The sequence below is a fragment of the Ancylobacter sp. genome (genome assembly GCF_965229075.1).
GTDB lineage: Bacteria > Pseudomonadota > Alphaproteobacteria > Rhizobiales > Xanthobacteraceae > Ancylobacter.
Genome location: NZ_CBDDIO010000001.1, coordinates 240,736 through 253,108, shown reverse-complemented (window position 1 = coordinate 253,108; position 12,373 = coordinate 240,736). Strand labels below are relative to the sequence as shown.

Here is a 12,373-nt window from a genome sequence, read left to right as displayed (position 1 = left end):
CCGTCCAGCGGCGGCACGGGCCGACGGCCCCCTAAGCATGCGTGAGCCCTCAGGCCCAGCGCTCGGCAAGAAGACGCGCCGCCCACATGCCGGCCAGCATCGCGGGCACGAAGGCCAAAGTTCCCGGTGCTGCGAGGCCGAGCGCGGTGAAGGCTGGGCCCGGGCAGAAACCGCCCAGCCCCCAGCCGATGCCGAACAGCGCCGGGCCGACGATCAGCCTTGCGTCGATATCGGTGCGGGTGGGGAGTTGGAAGCGCGGCGCCAGCAACGGCCTCTCGCGCACGAGCACCAGCCGGAAACCGACAAAGGCGACCAGCACCGCCCCGCCCATGACGAAGGCGAGCGAGGGATCGAACGTGCCGGCGAGGTCGAGGAAGTTCAGCACCTTGGCGGGGTTGCTCATGCCGGACACGATGAGCCCGACGCCGAACAGCAGGCCGAGGGCGAGATTGACGAGGATCGACATCGCCTCAGCCTCCGATGACGTGGCGCGTGACAAAGACGGTGGCGACGCCCGCCGCCATGAACACGCCGGTGGCCATGAGGGAGCGCCGCGACAGCCGCGCCAACCCGCACACGCCATGGCCGGAGGTGCAGCCCGAACCCCACACCGAGCCGAAGCCAACCAGCAGGCCGGCCACCGCCATCAGCACCAGATTGGACGACACGGACTGCACCACGCCTTCGCCGGTCACGGCGGCATAGAGCAAGGGCGCGGCGACGAGGCCGGCGATGAAGGCGAGGCGCCCGGCGACCAGCCCGTCGCCATAGGGCGGAAACAGCCGGCTGGCGATGCCGCTGATGCCGGCTATCCGGCCTTCCGCCAGCAGCAACAGCACGGCGCTGAGGCCGATGAGGGTGCCGCCGATGAAGGAGGCAAAAGGCGTGAACGCGGTCATGGCGCGCTCGCGGGTTGGGGCGAGGGCGTTGCGGGAGCGGCGCAGAACAGGGCATGCATGGTGGCGATGAAGGTCTCCACCCGCGGGTCAGCGAGGCGATAGAATACCTGCTTGCCCTCCTTGCGGCCGACGATCAGCCCCGCTTCCCGTAACCCGGCGATCTGCTGCGACAGGCCGGGCTGGCGGATGCCGAGCAGATCCTCCAATTCGCGCACCGAGCGCTCGCCCTGTACCAGCGCGCAGGCGACCATCAGCCGGTCAGGGTTGGACAGGGTTTTCAGAAAGGCCGAAGCCTCCCCCACCCGGGCCTTCATGTCCGTGATCTCGGTGGACGGCATGTCGAGCATCGTGTCGTTCCCGCAGGGCGTCAGTCCCACACCGCGCCCGTAAGCACATCGAGCGGAATCTTGAGATAGCGCACCCCGTTCGATTCCGGCAGCGGCAGTTGGCCCCCATTGGTGTTGATCTGCAAGGAGGGCAGGATCAGCTTCGGCATGGCCAGCGTTCGGTCCCTCGCCTCGCGCCGGGCGACAAAGGCGTCCTTCGTGGTGCCATCGGACACGTGGATGTTGCCCGCCTTCTGCTCGGCGACGGTCGATTCCCACATCGGTGGCCGTCCGCCCGGCTGGTAGTCATGCCCGGTGAACAGGCGGGTCTCGTCCGGCAGCGCCAGAAGGGCCTGGATGGAGTTCCACAGCACCCTCGCGCTGCCGCCGGGAAAATCCGCCCGCGCCGTGCCGCTATCGGGCATGAACAGCGTGTCGTGGACGAAGGCGGCATCGCCGATGACATAGGTGATGGAGGCCAGCGTATGGCCGGGTGAAAACATCACCCGGGCGCCGATGTCGCCGACCTTGAACGTGTCGCCCTCCGCGAACAGCCGATCCCATTGCGAGCCGTCGGCGGGGAAGTCCGGCCAGTTGTAGAAGCCCTTCCAGAGTGTCTGGACCTCCTTCACCCGTTCGCCGATCGCCGTCGGCGCGCCGGTCTTCCCCTTGAGATAACGCGCGGCGGAGAAATGGTCGGCATGCGGATGCGTGTCGAGAATCCACTCCACCGCGTAGCCGCGCGCGTAAATGAAGGCGAGCAGGCGGTCGGCGTTGAAGGTGGCGGTCTGGCCGGACTTCTCATCGAAATCGTGCACGGGGTCGATAATGGCGCATGCCTTCGTCGCCGGATCGGCGACGACATACTGGATCGACCAGGTGCGCGGATCGAAAAAGCCGGTGACTTCAGGTTTTTGATTCATGGCAGGATCTTTCGCGTCGGCGGCGCCAGCCGACCTTACGTGCGCCCGGCACGCGAGCAGGTGGAAAGGCCGAGCACGGAATAGAGCGGGCAGTTGCCCACCAGCGCGGTCAGCAGCGGCACGACGCCGATGAGGCCGACCCAGCGCAGTTCGCCCTGCAGCACAAAAATCAACGAAAGCAGGACGAGGCCGAGCACGATGCGAACAGCCTTGTCGATGGGTCCGATGTTGCGGGTCATGGCGGGTTTCCGGAGAGCGGGCAGGTCCGTTCCTGCCACTCCCTATCTATAACGATTGCATTACATTGCAATCGTTATATCGCAAGTAAAAATACGTAAGCTTCCCACCTGTCGCTTCCGCGCCCCTCCAGCGGGGCGACAGAGGCTCCAGCCGCTCGCTGGTCAGCGTCTTCAGCAAGGCGACGAGGGCGGTTGATGGGGCTGCTCCCTCGCCGCCTCTGGCGTGCCCAAGGGCGCAGGTCAGCCGAGCGCGTGGTCGACAATCCCAGATTTGCCTGCAGTTCGGAGAGAATGCAGGGAAACCGACGCGACACCCTTGCCTTTGCACGCCAAATTGTTGACAGTTGGCACAATGCGGACAGTGAAGTCCGATCGCTGCGAGGAAGTGCCCCAATGGATGTTGCCGAAGCCGTTCCCGAACTCGTTTCCACCACGCGGCTGATGGAGGGGTTCACCTTCCAGCGCATCAAGACGCGCGGCGCCGAGATCAATGTCGCCACCGCCGGCGAGGGGCCGCCGCTGCTGCTCATCCATGGCAACCCGCTCACCTTGGTCAGCTGGCACAAGGTGGCGCCGTCGCTGGCGCGCGATTTCACCGTCGTCGCTATCGACATGCGTGGCTATGGTGACAGTTCCAAGCCCGATGGCGGCGAAGACCATTCCGGCTATTCCTTCCGCGCCATCGGCGAGGACGCGTTCGAGGTGATGGACGCGCTCGGCCATGAGCGCTTCGCCGTCGCCGGCCACGATCGCGGCGCCCGTGTCGGCTTCCGTATGGCCCTCGACCGGCCGGAGCGCATCACCCGCTATGCCGCGCTCGACATCGTGCCGACCCACCATGTGCTGAACAACATCACGCTCGGCTGGGCGCGCGAGAGCTATCACTGGTTCTTCATGGCGCAGAAGGCGCCCTTCCCGGAGAATTTGCTCGGCGCCGATCTCGACTATTACATGCGCTACAAGCTCAACAAGAAGGGCGTGGGGCTGGAAATCTTCACTCCCGAGGCGATGGCGGAATATATACGCTGCGCCACCAAAGAGCAGATCCACGCGGTGTGCGAGGATTACCGCGCCACCATCACCGTCGATCTCGACATGGACACGGCGGACTACGGCAAGCGCAAGATCGCCTGCCCGACAATGGTCATCTGGGGCACCAACAGCCATTGCGGCCGGCACTTCAAGCCAGTGGAGGCGTGGTCGGAATGGGCGGACGATCTCGTCGGTCTTCCCGTTCCCACCGGCCACTACCCCGCCGAACATCGGCCGGACCTCATCTATGCCGCCTTCTACCGCTTCTTCCGCGGTGAGCCCGTGACATGAGCGGCGCCCCCGTGACGCCGGCGGCGGCAAAAGCGCGCCTGCATGAAGGCGGGGAAATCGCCTTTCTCGATATTCGAGAGGCCGCGGCGTTCGGCGAAGGGCATCCGCTCTTCGCCGTGCCCTGCCCGTTCAGCCGGCTGGAAGCGGCGGCGGTGGCGCTGGTGCCGCGCGCCGACTGTCCGATCCTGCTGGTCGACGATGGCGACGGCACCGCCGAGACAGCCGCGCGGCGGCTCACCGCCTGCGGCTATACCGACCTCTCCTATGTCGCGGGCGGGCTGCCCGCCTGGGCGGCGGCGGGGTTCGGCGTCTTTGCCGGTGTCAATGTGCCGAGCAAGACGCTGGGCGAATTGCTGGAGCACGACCACCGCCCGGCGATGATCGATGCCGCCACGCTCGCCGGCTGGCGCGGCGAGGGGCGCCCGCACGCCTTTTTCGACGCCCGCCCGCCGGCGGAATACGCCAAGATGCGGATCGAGGGCGCGCGCTGCCTGCCGAATGGCGAGCTCGCCCACCGCCTCGGTGCGGCGGTGGCGGACGCGGCAACGCCGATCGTCATCACCTGCGCCGGCCGCACGCGCGGCATTGTCGGGGCGCTGACGCTGCGCGCCATCGGCGTTTCCAATCCGGTTTACGCGCTGGAGAACGGCACGCAGGGCTGGGCACTCGCCGGCCTGCCGCTCGACCGGGGCGCGCGCGCCGACCCGCTCCCGGCGCTTGACGAAGCGCAGGCGCAGGCGAGCCGTGACCGCGCCCGCCACCTCGCCCGCGCCGCGCAGCTTCCGCGCATCACCGTGGCGGAGGCGGAACGGCTTCTGGCCGAGCCCGGGCGCACACCCTTCCTGTTCGACCTGCGCAGCGCCGAGGAGCGGGACGCGCGGCCGGCGCCCGGGGCGGTGCCGGTGCTTGCCGGCCAGCTCATTCAGGCCACCGACCAGTATATCGGCGTGCGCCATGCGCGGCTCATCCTGATGGACGATACCGGGCTGCGCGCCGCGCTCGCCGGGCTCTTCCTGCGCGCCCTGGGCTTCGAGGTGCTGGTGCTGGCGCTCGACGAGGCGCCGGACGCGTCCGCTCCCCGTCTTCCGGCCCCGGCGCTGACGCCTCCCGCGCCGCCGCCGGTGGTCGAGGCACGCGCGGCATGGAACCTCGCCCAGAGCGGCGTTCCGGTGCTCGATCTGCGTGCCTCCACCGAATGGGAGACGTGGCGGCTCGACGCGGCGCGCTGGCTGCTACGCGGCGACATTCCCGGCGCCCTCCCCAAGGGCGTGCGACGGGCGATCCTGCTCGGCGATGCGGCCGCCGTCGCGGCAGCGGCCGTCGATCTGCGCGAGGCGGGCATCGCCGCCGCCTGGCTGCCGGCCGATGCGGAAGCCTGCGCGCAGGCGGGCTGGCCGGTGGACCGCGCGCGCCGGCGCATGGGCCGGGAAGAGGCCCGCGATCGTGTCTGGTTCGTGCATGACCGCCATGACGGCAATCGGGAAGCGTCCCGGCAATATCTCGCCTGGGAGATGGGCCTCGTGAACCAACTCGACGAGGCCGAGCGCGCCGCCTTCGGCTGGGTGCCCATCGGCGCCGCGCCCTGAGCCTTCGCGGCCAGTACCTTCGCCGCCGTTCGCCCGGTCTTCCCAGCCCCGCCATCCTCGATGGTGGGGCTTTTCCATGGCGGCCCGGATGGCACGCAACGTCGGAAAGCCCTGCCTGCCGGGCGCAACGAGAAAGGGCGGGTTCGCACCCGCCCTTTCGGCCGTCGTGGAAGAGTGGAAACCCCTAGCCCTTGCTCGGCGTCGTGTGGGCTCCGTTCGCGGCCGCTTCGTCGCGCAGCTTTTCCATGGCCAGAGCCTCCGCTAATTCCGCCCGGTTCTGCTTGCGCTTGCCCCAAGCGGTCATGGCGAGCGAGACGAGCATGATGCCGAAGATCGCCATCGCGCCGGGCCGCTCGAGAATATAGAGCGGGTGGCCGGCCGAGAGCTGGTAGGAGCGCAGGAACTCCGTCTCCAGCATCCGTCCCAGCAGGATGCCGACCACCACGGCCGGCACCGGGTACTGGTAGCGGTTGAGAGCGAAGCCGAGCATCGCGAAGACGAACAGTGTGATCGGCCCCGACACCTCGCCCGTCACCGCATAGGTGCCGAGCGTGGCGATGACGAGGATCGCCGGCAGCACATAGCGGGTGCGCACCTTCATGACGTTGGTGGCGGCGTAGATGAAGCCGATACCGACCACAAGCAGCACCACGGCCTGAACCATGTTGTTCAGAATGATGGCGTAGGCCATCGGCTTCTGCGTCTCGATGAAGCTCGGCCCAGGCACGATATTGTGCATCATGAACGCCGCGATCAGGATCGCGGTCGCGCCGCCACCGGGAATGCCGAGCGCCAGCATGGTGGCCATGGAGCCACCCTCGCCGCTCGCCACCGCCGATTCCGCTGCGATGACACCCTTGGGGTTGCCCTTGCCGAACGTCGCGCTGTCCTTGGCGGTGCGCTTGGTCTCGGCGTAGGAGATCAGATTGCCGATGGACGAGCCGACGCCGGGCACGGCACCGATGACGATGCCGATGACCGAGCCTCGAAACAGCACGCCGGGATATTTCAGCGTGCCCCAGCAGCCCTTGAGGATCTTGCGCAGGCTGACATCGCGCGCGCCGTCGGCCTCGATGATGTAGTCGCGCCCGGCGAGCCCGAGCAGTTGGCTCGCCGCGAGCAGGCCGATCATCGCCGGGATCGGCGCGATGCCGTCCAGCAGTTGGGGTATGCCCAGCGTGCCCCGGGTGAAGCCGGCGGTGTTCATGCCCACCGTGCCGAGCAGGATGCCGAGCGCGGCGGCGAGCAGGCCCCGGCTGATATAGGTGGACCCCAGCGAACCCAGCAGCAGCATGCCCCAGATCGCCACCGCGAACATCTCCAGCGGGCCGATGCGCAGCACGATGTCCGCGAGCGGTTCCAGCACCAGCAGCAGCAGCACATAGCCGAAGATGCCGCACAGCGTGGAAGCGAACAGGGCGTAACCGAGTGCCTCGTTGTGCTCGCCCTTCTGCGACATGGCATAGCCGTCGAAGGTCGTCGCGAAGGAGGATGGCGTGCCCGGTATGTTCATCAGGATCGCCGGCACCGAACCGCCGAACCCCGCGCCTGTATAGACGGAGGTGAGGAAGACGATCGCCGAGAAGAAATCCATGTAGAGCGACATGGGCAGCACGATCGCCATCGCCATGGTGATCGAGATGCCGGGAATGGCCGCGAAGACCAGACCGATGATCAGGCCGGGGACGATCCACCCCCACGACCCAACCGACGAAAACATGATGCCCAGCGCCTCCTGAAAGGCGGAAATGTCAATCATCGTCGCGCCTCACAGAAGCAGGGTGGGCATGGGATAGGGGATCATGGCCCGGAAGCCGTAGATCGCCACCAGCGTCACGGCGGCCGAATAGAGCACAACCCTCACCGGTCGCCGCTCGCCGCAGATTACCATCGCCGCGACGGCGAAGAGGAACATGGCGAGATCGAAGCCGAGTGGCTCCAGCAGGAAGACCATCAGGCCAAGCGAGACGCTGAGCGCTGCGATGCGGAGCACATCCGAGCGCTCCATGGGAAGGCTCTCGTCGAGGAAATCCTTGTCGGAATCGGGGGTGGCAGCCTCGGACGCATCGAGCTTGCGGAAGCACTGCGGCAGGATGAACAGGTACATTGCCAGGGCGAAGAGCGCGACAGGCTGCACCAGCAGAAGGTTGTTAATGCTCAGCGAAACGCTGCGGGCATCCAGAAGATACCAGAAGACCACGGCCGCGATGAACGTGATGAGCGCGAGATGGCCATAGTCGATGGCATAGCTGTGCCGACCGATGCGCATCTTCATCTCCAGACGTCAGAGGAAGGAGAGAAGAGGCGGGCGCCGGAGCGGCCCGCCCCATGCGGTGCGGCGGCCTACTTCAGCAGGTCGACGTATTTCGCCATCTTGGCGGCGTTGTCGAGATAGGCCTTGTTGGAGGCTTCCGGCCCGTACCACGTGGTGGCCAGCTCCTGCAGCTTCAGCGTCTCGATCGCCTTCGGGTTCTTGCTCGCCTTCTCCGTTGCCGCGACGAGGATCTTGAAGATCTCCGGCTGCTCCTTCGTCAGCTTGGTCGAGACCGCCCAGCCGCGCTGCGAGCCTTCGACAAAGTCGGTCTTGAGCGTCGCACCGATCAGCGGCGCGTCGGGGAACCACTCCACCTTCTCGGCGGCGAAGATGGCGAGCGGACGGATCTTCGACTTCAGCGGCAGGAAGCCCTCGCCGCCGACGAAGCCGACATCGACCTGCGCGCCGGCGGTGGCGTTGCGGGCGGGGCCGCCGCCATCATAGGTGACGATGCGCAGCTTGGAGGGGTCGATACCCGCCGCCTGGAAGGCCAGCACCATGTTGGCATAGTCCGCCGAGGCCGGCTGAACGCCGATGCTGAGGCTGGACGGGTCCTTCTTCAGCTTCTCGATCACCTCGGCGAAAGTCTTCACCGGCCCGCCGGAAGAGGTCGCCGCCAGCGTGTAGTCACGCGACGGCAGGTTGATCATGGTGAAGTCTTCCACCTTGTACGGCGCGTTCTGCAGCAGCACGGTCAGCGGAATATAGGGCGCGGCCGAGGTGCACAGGATCGAATAGCCGTCGGCGGGCTGGTTCAGCGCATAGGAATTGCCAAGCTGGGTGCCGGCGCCGGGCTTGTTGACGATGACGAGCGGCTGGCCGAGCTCCTGCTCCAGATAGGGCATGAAGGCACGGGACAGGCGGTCATTATAGCCGCCGGTGGCGAAGGGCACGATCACGTTGATCGGACGGCTGGGATAGGCCGCGGCGCGCAGGATGGACGGCATGGCGACCATGCCGGAGGCGACGGCGACGCCGCCGGCCGAAATCTTAAACAGGTCTCTGCGTGTGAAATGGGTCATGTTTTCCTCCCGCCGTTCCATCTGGATGCGTTCGGCCGGCGAGCCATGAGCGGGCCGACCCGTGTGGATTAGGCGGGGAAAGACTGTCCCGCCTCCCGTCAACTGTCAACAGATTTGCGGCGAACTTTCCCTCCCCCGTCGGGACGCAAGGGACGAGGCATGGCGGCACGCCCCAGTGTCGCCCGGTAGCATGACGCCCCTGCACCGTTGAAAACCCTAGGGAACGCAGCGCAAGCGCTGCAATCGGCGCCCGCACGCGACGGGAGAGCACGGCCGGCATCTGTTGACAGTTTTCATTCTCGGTGTCTCTATCGCCCCATGCCCTGCCGACGGCACCCGCCGCTGCGAGACAGGCGTCAATAACCGCCGCGCCAAACTGGGAGGCCGCCATGTCCGAATGCCCGCGCCCGAGCCGGAATCCGGTCTCCCACCTTGCCCGAATCATGCCGACCAGCTGCGCGCGGCCCGCCGGGCGCAGCTGATGGCGGCCGATTGCAAAGCACCTGCGCCGAGCCCGCGCACCCCGTGGCACGTCGCCTGGCTGCGGCTGATCGGCACCTATGCCGTCGCCGCCGCGGCGGGCTATGCCGCCTCGCTCATCCACATCCCCCTGCCCTGGATGCTCGGCCCGCTCTTCGTCTGCGGCCTGCTGAACGTCTCCGGCGTGCCTTTGCAGGCCGGCTGGCATCTGCGCGAGATCGGGCAGGTCATTGTCGGCCTCGCCATCGGCATGCGCTTCACCCCGCATTTGCTGCTGGTGTCGCTGGAGCTGCTGCCGGCGATGCTGGTGGCGACGCTCTACATCATCCTCGCCACCTTCATCGGCGCGCTCATCATGCGCCCACTGGCGCGCATTGACGCCACCACCGCCTTCTTCGCCACCGCTGCCGGGGGCATGGCCGACATGGCGGTAGTGGCGGCGGCGCGGGGGGGCGACACCAATGCCGTCTCCATCGTCCACGCGCTGCGGGTGACGACGGTGGTCAGCATCGTGCCGTTCATGGTGTTCGCCTTCGGCGAGGCCGGCAACGTCACTACCGTCGATCCCACCGCCTCGCAGGACCTGCTGCTGCTCGGGCTCGGCCTCATCATCGCCTATCTCGGCGCGCAGGCGCTGCGCCCGACAGTGATCCCCAATCCCTGGCTGCTCGGGTCGCTGCTGCCGAGCGCGGCGCTGGGCGCGTCGGGGCTCATGAATGTCGCGGTACCCGGCATCCTCATCATCGCCGCGCAGATCATGATCGGGGTGTGGCTGAGCATGCGGTTCCGGCGCGACCTGTTCGTGCGCCTGCCGCGCGTCGCCGCTTCCGGCCTGCTGATCGGCGTGCTGCTCATCCTCGCCGCTGCCGTCGGGGCGGAGGCGCTCTCGCTCGCAACCGGCCTGCCGCTCACCACCAGCTTCCTCGCCCTCGCCCCGGCGGCGATCACCGAAATGGTCCTCACCGCCAAGGCCATGCACGCCGATGCCGAACTGGTGACGGCCTTCCACATCGTCCGCATCGCGGTGATCTCGTCGACCATCCTGATCGTGTTCCGCGTCTACCGCTTCGTGCTGAGGAGCCATTATGAATCTGGGGTTTGACGGCCGCCGCGCCGTCATCGTCGGCGGCAGCTACGGCATTGGCGAGGCCACCGCCGCCATCCTGCTGCGCGAGGGCGCGCAGGTGCTGATCGCCTCGCGCAGCCGCGAAAATCTCGACGCCGCCCGCGCCCGGTTGGAGACCGCCACCGGCCGCGCGCCGGACGTGTGCGTCGCCGACGTTGTGAAGGACGGTGCCGCCGCCGAGACGTTGATGGGCGAGGCCCGCCGCCGCTGGGGGGCGCTCGACATCCTCATCGGCGCGGTGGGTGGCAGCGTGCGGGCGGATTTCGACACGCTGAGCGATGAAGACTGGCTGGCGAGCTACGAATTCAACGTGCTTTCTACCGTGCGCTCCGTGCGCGCCGCATTGCCCCTGCTGGCGGCGGGCGACGCCCCGGCCGTGGTCACGCTCGGCGCGGCGGCGGCGAAGATGCCCTATGCCCACCAGATCATGACCAATGTCCACAAGGCCGGGCTGCTCGGCCTCGTCAAGACGCTGGCGCTCGAACTCGGCGAGAAGGGCATCCGCATCAACGCGGTCGGCCCCGGCCGCACCAAGACCGCATTGTGGATCAACCGCGCCACCAAAATGGCCGCCGAGCGCGGCGTGCCGGTGGACGAGATCTACGCGGAATTCTCGCACGAAATCCCGCTGAAACGCTTCGCTGAGCCGGAAGAGATCGCGGTCATGGTCGCGTGGCTCGCCAGCCCGCTCGCCAGCTACATCACCGGCCAATCCATCAATGTCGACGGCGGCATCGCGCGCGGCCTCGTTTAAAGGAGAACAGAATGTCCCACAAAGACGTCACCCGCCAGCTCGCCGCCTGGATCGTCGGCTGCAAACTTGCTGACATTCCCGCCTCGGTTCAGTCCGAGGGCGTGCGCACCTTCTTCAACTGGATGGGCTGCGCCGTCGGCGGCGCCCGCCACGAGACGGTGGACCGCGCTCTCGCCGGTATCTCGCCCTTCGCCGGCAAGCCGCAGGCGACCGTCATCGGGCGCGGCGAGCGGCTGGATGTGCCGAACGCGGCGCTGATCAACGGCATTTCCTCGCACGTGCTGGACTATGACGACACCCATCTGAAGACCATCATCCACCCCGCCGGCCCGGTCGCCTCCGCCCTGCTGGCGGCGGCGGAATATCATCCGATGAGCGGCGCCGACTTCCTCAATGCGCTGATTGTCGGCGTGGAAGTGGAATGCCGCATCGGCAACAGCGTCTATCCCGCCCATTATGATCGCGGCTGGCACATCACCGGCACCACAGGCGTGTTCGGCGCTGCCGCCGCCGTCGGCCACATGCTGAAGCTCGACGCCACCCAGATGACCTGGGCGCTCGGCATCGCCGCAACGCAGGCCTCGGGCCTGCGCGAAATGTTCGGCACCATGTGCAAGAGCCTTCATCCCGGCGCGGCCGCCCGCAACGGCGCGCTCGCCGCCTTCCTCGCCAAGGCCGGCTTCGACAGCTCGCTGCAGGCGATCGAGGCGCCGCGCGGCTTCGCCAATGTGCTCTCCACCAAGCAGGATTATAATGAGATCCTCGGCGGGCTGGGCGAGACTTGGGAAGCCGGGCTCAACTCCTACAAGCCGTTCGCCTGCGGCATCGTCATCCACCCCACCATCGACGGCTGCCAGCAGCTGCGCGAGGAGCTGGGCGATGCGGTGAACAACATCGCCGCCGTGCGCCTGCGCACCCATCCGCTGGTGCTGGAACTCACCGGCAAGCGCACGCCGAAGACCGGGCTGGAGACCAAGTTCAGCGTCTTCCACGCCGCCGCCTGCGCCCTGCTGCGCGGCGACGGTTCGCCCACCGCCTTCACCGACGAGGCCGCCAACGCGCCCGAGATCATCGCCCTGCGCGACAAGGTCGACGCCACGTCCGACACCTCCATCCACGAAGCCTCGGTGGTGATCGAGGTGGAGTTCAATGACGGCCGCACGATCGAGAAGACCATCGACCGCGCCATTGGCAGCCATGACAAGCCGCTGAGCAACGAGCATCTCGCGCGCAAATTCGCCCACCAGTCGGCCCTTGTGGTCGGCGACGAGGTGACCGAGCGGCTGATGGCGCTGTGCTGGCGCCTGCCGGAACTGACCGACGCCGGCGAGATCGCCCGCGCCTCGGTGCCGGCCAGCCTGCGCGACGCGGCGGAGTGAGC

The 12,373-nt window shown here is 67.5% G+C and carries 13 protein-coding genes; 5 read left to right on the top strand and 8 right to left on the bottom strand.

The features are described from left to right. Positions 1–49 precede the first annotated feature (49 nt). The 5 genes from ACO07Z_RS01425 to ACO07Z_RS01405 are packed head-to-tail and all read right to left on the bottom strand — an operon-like array spanning position 50 to position 2,387. The gene (locus tag ACO07Z_RS01425) at positions 50–466 is read right to left on the bottom strand and encodes a DUF6691 family protein (protein WP_421697072.1); all 417 of its coding nucleotides are present in this window, start codon (positions 464–466) and stop codon (positions 50–52) included. Positions 467–470: 4 nt separating this feature from the next. Further along, positions 471–899: a YeeE/YedE family protein gene (locus tag ACO07Z_RS01420; RefSeq protein WP_421697071.1), complete on the bottom strand. Its 429-nt coding sequence runs from the start codon at positions 897–899 to the stop codon at positions 471–473. Further along, on the bottom strand, positions 896–1,246 hold the full coding sequence (locus ACO07Z_RS01415) for an ArsR/SmtB family transcription factor (protein ID WP_421697070.1): 351 nt from the start codon (positions 1,244–1,246) through the stop codon (positions 896–898). Before ACO07Z_RS01415 ends, ACO07Z_RS01420 begins: the two co-directional genes overlap by 4 nt. Positions 1,247–1,266: 20 nt before the next feature. Next, positions 1,267–2,148 (bottom strand): MBL fold metallo-hydrolase, encoded by an 882-nt coding sequence (locus ACO07Z_RS01410; RefSeq protein WP_421697069.1) that lies wholly within the window; start codon positions 2,146–2,148, stop codon positions 1,267–1,269. Positions 2,149–2,183: 35 nt separating this feature from the next. Next, positions 2,184–2,387 carry a YgaP family membrane protein gene (locus ACO07Z_RS01405; protein WP_421697068.1) on the bottom strand — a complete coding sequence of 68 codons (204 nt, stop codon included), beginning with the start codon at positions 2,385–2,387 and terminating at the stop codon, positions 2,184–2,186. A 393-nt stretch (positions 2,388–2,780) separates the two neighbouring features. On the opposite strand from ACO07Z_RS01405, the gene ACO07Z_RS01400 reads away from it, so the two are divergent. After that, on the top strand, positions 2,781–3,710 hold the full coding sequence (locus ACO07Z_RS01400; RefSeq protein WP_421697067.1) for an alpha/beta fold hydrolase: 930 nt from the start codon (positions 2,781–2,783) through the stop codon (positions 3,708–3,710). Further along, positions 3,707–5,296, top strand: coding sequence for a rhodanese-like domain-containing protein (locus ACO07Z_RS01395; RefSeq protein ID WP_421697066.1), 1,590 nt, complete (start codon positions 3,707–3,709; stop codon positions 5,294–5,296). Before ACO07Z_RS01400 ends, ACO07Z_RS01395 begins: the two co-directional genes overlap by 4 nt. Before the next feature lie 184 nt (positions 5,297–5,480). Here the strand turns inward: ACO07Z_RS01395 and ACO07Z_RS01390 are convergent, their stop codons facing one another. The 3 genes from ACO07Z_RS01390 to ACO07Z_RS01380 form a co-directional block, all read right to left on the bottom strand. After that, positions 5,481–7,055: a tripartite tricarboxylate transporter permease gene (locus tag ACO07Z_RS01390; protein WP_421697065.1), complete on the bottom strand. Its 1,575-nt coding sequence runs from the start codon at positions 7,053–7,055 to the stop codon at positions 5,481–5,483. Positions 7,056–7,064: 9 nt separating this feature from the next. Beyond that, positions 7,065–7,565: a tripartite tricarboxylate transporter TctB family protein gene (locus ACO07Z_RS01385; RefSeq protein ID WP_421697064.1), complete on the bottom strand. Its 501-nt coding sequence runs from the start codon at positions 7,563–7,565 to the stop codon at positions 7,065–7,067. A 74-nt stretch (positions 7,566–7,639) separates the two neighbouring features. Beyond that, positions 7,640–8,632, bottom strand: a complete 993-nt coding sequence (locus ACO07Z_RS01380; protein WP_421697063.1) for a tripartite tricarboxylate transporter substrate binding protein — start codon at positions 8,630–8,632, stop codon at positions 7,640–7,642. Between the two features lie 397 nt (positions 8,633–9,029). On the opposite strand from ACO07Z_RS01380, the gene ACO07Z_RS01375 reads away from it, so the two are divergent. Genes ACO07Z_RS01375 through ACO07Z_RS01365 form a run of 3 tightly spaced genes read left to right on the top strand, consistent with a single transcriptional unit; the run spans position 9,030 to position 12,371 of the window. Beyond that, complete coding sequence (locus ACO07Z_RS01375) at positions 9,030–10,214, top strand: AbrB family transcriptional regulator (RefSeq protein ID WP_421697062.1); 1,185 nt, start codon at positions 9,030–9,032, stop codon at positions 10,212–10,214. After that, positions 10,198–10,992, top strand: coding sequence for an SDR family oxidoreductase (locus ACO07Z_RS01370; protein WP_421697061.1), 795 nt, complete (start codon positions 10,198–10,200; stop codon positions 10,990–10,992). The genes ACO07Z_RS01375 and ACO07Z_RS01370 overlap by 17 nt, the downstream gene beginning before the upstream one ends. 11 nt (positions 10,993–11,003) lie before the next feature. Next, complete coding sequence (locus ACO07Z_RS01365) at positions 11,004–12,371, top strand: MmgE/PrpD family protein (RefSeq protein WP_421697060.1); 1,368 nt, start codon at positions 11,004–11,006, stop codon at positions 12,369–12,371. The last annotated feature ends 2 nt before the right edge of the window (positions 12,372–12,373 follow it).

Excerpts from the sequence above, each read along its gene's own strand:
- ACO07Z_RS01425 (WP_421697072.1), bottom strand. The coding sequence starts at position 466 with ATGTCGATCCTCGTCAATCTCGCCCTCGGCCTGCTGTTCGGCGTCGGG.
- ACO07Z_RS01365 (WP_421697060.1), top strand. The coding sequence starts at position 11,004 with ATGTCCCACAAAGACGTCACCCGCCAGCTCGCCGCCTGGATCGTCGGC.
- ACO07Z_RS01375 (WP_421697062.1), top strand. The coding sequence starts at position 9,030 with ATGCCCGCGCCCGAGCCGGAATCCGGTCTCCCACCTTGCCCGAATCAT.
- ACO07Z_RS01415 (WP_421697070.1), bottom strand. The coding sequence starts at position 1,246 with ATGCTCGACATGCCGTCCACCGAGATCACGGACATGAAGGCCCGGGTG.
- ACO07Z_RS01390 (WP_421697065.1), bottom strand. The coding sequence starts at position 7,055 with ATGATTGACATTTCCGCCTTTCAGGAGGCGCTGGGCATCATGTTTTCG.
- ACO07Z_RS01405 (WP_421697068.1), bottom strand. The coding sequence starts at position 2,387 with ATGACCCGCAACATCGGACCCATCGACAAGGCTGTTCGCATCGTGCTC.
- ACO07Z_RS01370 (WP_421697061.1), top strand. The coding sequence starts at position 10,198 with ATGAATCTGGGGTTTGACGGCCGCCGCGCCGTCATCGTCGGCGGCAGC.
- ACO07Z_RS01380 (WP_421697063.1), bottom strand. The coding sequence starts at position 8,632 with ATGACCCATTTCACACGCAGAGACCTGTTTAAGATTTCGGCCGGCGGC.
- ACO07Z_RS01410 (WP_421697069.1), bottom strand. The coding sequence starts at position 2,148 with ATGAATCAAAAACCTGAAGTCACCGGCTTTTTCGATCCGCGCACCTGG.
- ACO07Z_RS01400 (WP_421697067.1), top strand. The coding sequence starts at position 2,781 with ATGGATGTTGCCGAAGCCGTTCCCGAACTCGTTTCCACCACGCGGCTG.
- ACO07Z_RS01385 (WP_421697064.1), bottom strand. The coding sequence starts at position 7,565 with ATGCGCATCGGTCGGCACAGCTATGCCATCGACTATGGCCATCTCGCG.
- ACO07Z_RS01420 (WP_421697071.1), bottom strand. The coding sequence starts at position 899 with ATGACCGCGTTCACGCCTTTTGCCTCCTTCATCGGCGGCACCCTCATC.
- ACO07Z_RS01395 (WP_421697066.1), top strand. The coding sequence starts at position 3,707 with ATGAGCGGCGCCCCCGTGACGCCGGCGGCGGCAAAAGCGCGCCTGCAT.